Annotated in this window: 2 tRNA genes and 2 rRNA genes; all 4 read left to right on the top strand. The window is 51.2% G+C overall.

Going from position 1 to position 4,375, the window contains the following annotated elements:
• The first annotated feature begins 423 nt into the window (after positions 1–423).
• Positions 424–1,956: ribosomal RNA gene (locus D1841_RS16565) — 16S ribosomal RNA — on the top strand.
• Between the two features lie 139 nt (positions 1,957–2,095).
• Positions 2,096–2,171 (top strand) — tRNA-Ala (locus tag D1841_RS16560).
• Between the two features lie 37 nt (positions 2,172–2,208).
• Positions 2,209–2,285, top strand: a tRNA-Ile gene (locus tag D1841_RS16555).
• A gap of 183 nt (positions 2,286–2,468) precedes the next feature.
• Positions 2,469–4,375 (top strand): 23S ribosomal RNA (locus D1841_RS16550); the annotation flags it as partial.

Raw genomic sequence — 4,375 nt, 5'->3', positions numbered from 1 at the left:
AATAGGTGTTATTATATCAAAGCTGTCCCGCGAGCCGGAAGGCGAAGGGAAGCAAAGACATTATACCACAGCCTCTCCTGAAAAGGGAGGCGGACCCGAAAAAAGTTTCAAAAAAACTTGAAAAAAGGGGTTGACAAACGAAAAGCGCTGTGGTAAAATAGTCAAGCACTCGAGAGGTAAGCAAGAGCGCGGAAGCCAAGAAAGCAAGGCGGCAAGCGGGTTTGCGGGAACTCAGGGGTGCGAAACAGGACCTTGAAAATTAAACAACGAGAAGAAAGAAGGACCCGTGAATTCTTGATGAGTAAGACTCACCAAGAAGGAACAGGAAACAGAACCTAAAAAATCTGTGATTAACGTCAGAGACGTTTAGAGCTTGAGAAAGCTTTAAGAATGATTTGAGCATCGGAAGATGTTTAGATACCATTTTTAGAGAGTTTGATCCTGGCTCAGGACGAACGCTGGCGGCGTGCCTAACACATGCAAGTCGAACGGAGATACGCGCTGAATGACGAAGCTTGCTTTTGAATTCTTGTGTATCTTAGTGGCGGACGGGTGAGTAACGCGTGAGCAACCTGCCTTTCAGAGGGGGATAACGTTTGGAAACGAACGCTAATACCGCATGAGACTACAGTACTACATGGTACAGTGGCCAAAGGAGCAATCCGCTGAAAGATGGGCTCGCGTCCGATTAGATAGTTGGCGGGGTAACGGCCCACCAAGTCGACGATCGGTAGCCGGACTGAGAGGTTGAACGGCCACATTGGGACTGAGACACGGCCCAGACTCCTACGGGAGGCAGCAGTGAGGGATATTGGTCAATGGGGGAAACCCTGAACCAGCAACGCCGCGTGAGGGAAGACGGTTTTCGGATTGTAAACCTCTGTCCTCTGTGAAGATAATGACGGTAGCAGAGGAGGAAGCTCCGGCTAACTACGTGCCAGCAGCCGCGGTAATACGTAGGGAGCAAGCGTTGTCCGGATTTACTGGGTGTAAAGGGTGCGTAGGCGGCCCTGCAAGTCAGAAGTGAAATCCATGGGCTTAACCCGTGAACTGCTTTTGAAACTGTAGGGCTTGAGTGAAGTAGAGGCAGGCGGAATTCCCGGTGTAGCGGTGAAATGCGTAGAGATCGGGAGGAACACCAGTGGCGAAGGCGGCCTGCTGGGCTTTAACTGACGCTGAAGCACGAAAGCGTGGGTAGCAAACAGGATTAGATACCCTGGTAGTCCACGCCGTAAACGATGATTACTAGGTGTGGGGGGTCTGACCCCCTCCGTGCCGGAGTTAACACAATAAGTAATCCACCTGGGGAGTACGGCCGCAAGGCTGAAACTCAAAGGAATTGACGGGGGCCCGCACAAGCAGTGGAGTATGTGGATTAATTCGAAGCAACGCGAAGAACCTTACCAGGTCTTGACATCCCGGCGACCGGCTTAGAGATAAGCTTTCCCTTCGGGGCGCCGGTGACAGGTGGTGCATGGTTGTCGTCAGCTCGTGTCGTGAGATGTTGGGTTAAGTCCCGCAACGAGCGCAACCCTTACTGTTAGTTGCTACGCAAGAGCACTCTAGCAGGACCGCCGTTGACAAAACGGAGGAAGGTGGGGATGATGTCAAATCATCATGCCCCTTATGACCTGGGCCTCACACGTACTACAATGGCCATTAACAGAGGGAAGCAATACCGCGAGGTGGAGCAAAACCCCAAAAATGGTCCCAGTTCGGATCGCAGGCTGCAACCCGCCTGCGTGAAGTTGGAATTGCTAGTAATCGCGGATCAGCATGCCGCGGTGAATACGTTCCCGGGCCTTGTACACACCGCCCGTCACACCATGGGAGCCGGTAATACCCGAAGTCAGTAGCTTAACCGCAAGGAGGGCGCTGCCGAAGGTAGGATTGGCGACTGGGGTGAAGTCGTAACAAGGTAGCCGTATCGGAAGGTGCGGCTGGATCACCTCCTTTCTATGGAGAGCAAAGCAGACTGCGGTTTGCTTTAACATCCAAGGTCGGCGCGAGTCTGGAAATCTAATCGTTGTTTAATTTTGAGGGTCTTGAATCCTCAAAGGAGAGAAAGGGACATTCTCTTTTCTGAAAAGAATATGGGGGTGTAGCTCAGCTGGGAGAGCACCTGCTTTGCAAGCAGGGGGTCATCGGTTCGAACCCGTTCATCTCCACCAGGGCAGGGATAAAAAACTGCCGGCAAGAATAATCTATGGGCTTATAGCTCAGCCGGTTAGAGCGCACGCCTGATAAGCGTGAGGTCGGTGGTTCGAGTCCACTTAAGCCCACCACAGGGAAGCAACAGCATCCCATAAGATTGTACCTTGAAAACTGAATAAAGCAGAAGCAGATAGAAATCGAGAAGTTATTTTCAGATAAGTCTAAAAAGGCTTGTTTGGGTAATAACTACAATTTCAAGAGGCAAAAAGTTAGCTTATTCTTTGTAAGTTAGCTACTCAAGAAAGAGAACACATGGTCAAGCTACAAAGAGCGCAAGGGGAATGCCTTGGCACCAGGAGCCGAAGAAGGACGCGACTAACTGCGATAAGCTGCGGGGAGCCGTAAGTGGGCGTTATATCCGCAGATTTCCGAATGGAGCAATCCGGCTGGAGTCATGTCCAGCCATCATACAGTGAATACATAGCTGTATGAGGGGAACCGCCTGAACTGAAACATCTAAGTAGGGCGAGGAAGAGAAATCAACCGAGATTCCGCTAGTAGTGGTGAGCGAACGCGGAAGAGGCCAAACCTATGGTAGTAATACCGTAGGGGTTTGGACAGCGTAAAGTATTCTGATTAGCTTAGCAGAATGGCATGGGAAGGCCAACGAAACAGTGTGAGAGTCACGTATGCGAAAGGCAAAAGGAACTGGCTGTATCCAGAGTACCGCCGGGCACGTGAAACCCGGTGGGAACATGGGGGGACCACCCTCCAAGCCTAAATACTACCTGGTGACCGATAGTGTACAGTACTGTGAAGGAAAGGTGAAAAGAACCCCGGGAGGGGAGTGAAAAAGAACCTGAAACCTTGTGCTTACAAGCACCGAGAGCCCGTCAATGGGTGATCGGGTACCTTTTGTAGAATGGTCCGGCGAGTGAATGTAACTGGCGAGGTTAAGGGCTTCAGGCCTGGAGCCGCAGCGAGAGCGAGTCTGAACAGGGCGTATGAAGTCAGTTGTATTCGACCCGAAACCGGGTGACCTACCCATGTCCAGGTTGAAGTGGAGGTAAAACTCCATGGAGGACCGAACCGACTCCCGTTGAAATGGTAGCGGATGAGGTGTGGGTAGCGGAGAAATTCCAATCGAACCCGGAGATAGCTGGTTCTCTCCGAAATAGTTTTAGGACTAGCCTTGTATTAGATTACCGGAGGTAAAGCACTGAATAGCCTAGGGCCCGAGAGGGTACCGAAGCTTATCAAACTCTGAATGCCGGCTAATTGATGTACAGGAGTCAGACAGTGTGAGATAAGTTTCATTGTCAAAAGGGAAACAGCCCAGACCCACAGCTAAGGTCCCAAAGTATGTTTAAGTGGAAAAGGATGTGGGGTTGCACAGACAACCAGGATGTTGGCTTAGAAGCAGCCACTCATTAAAAGAGTGCGTAATAGCTCACTGGTCGAGTGACCCTGCGCCGAAAATTTAACGGGGCTAAAACATACACCGAAGCTTGGGATTCGCAGCAATGCGAGTGGTAGGAGAGCGTCGTGTAAGGGGTGAAGTCGTAGCGTAAGCGGCGGTGGACTTTACACGAGTGAGAATGCCGGAATGAGTAGCGAGAAATATGTGAGAATCATATTGGCCGAAAGTCTAAGGTTTTTGGAGGAAGGTTCGTCCGCTCCAAGTTAGCCGGGAGCTAAGGTGAGGCCGAAAGGCGTAGCCGATGCACATACGGTGGAAATTCCGTAGCCGCCAAAAGATTTAAGCAGGAGGACACCTTGAAAGGGCATGACCCGGGTGCTGGTTACCCCGGGCGCAAGGGATCGAAATTAGAGTAGAGAAGCATGCTTGGACGAGGGCGAGAAAAGTCTTGTGTATATCTTCGGCGCCCGTACCGCAAACCGACACAGGTAGACAGGAAGAGGATTCTAAGGCCAACGGGAGAAGGGTAGTTAAGGAACTCGGCAAATTGATCCCGTAACTTCGGAAGAAGGGATGCCACAGCAATGTGGCCGCAGAGAATAGGCCCAGGCGACTGTTTATCAAAAACACAGGTCTCTGCTAAATCGAAAGATGAAGTATAGGGGCTGACACCTGCCCGGTGCTGGAAGGTTAAGAGGAGATGTGCAAGCATTGAATTGAAGCCCCAGTAAACGGCGGCCGTAACTATAACGGTCCTAAGGTAGCGAAATTCCTTGTCGGGTAAGTTCCGACCCGCACGAA

It is taken from the genome of Neglectibacter sp. X4 (genome assembly GCF_009917365.1).
Classification (GTDB): Bacteria; Bacillota; Clostridia; order Oscillospirales; family Acutalibacteraceae; genus Acutalibacter.
Note: the sequence above shows the minus strand (reverse complement) of the source record. Positions and strands in the feature narration are given on the sequence as shown.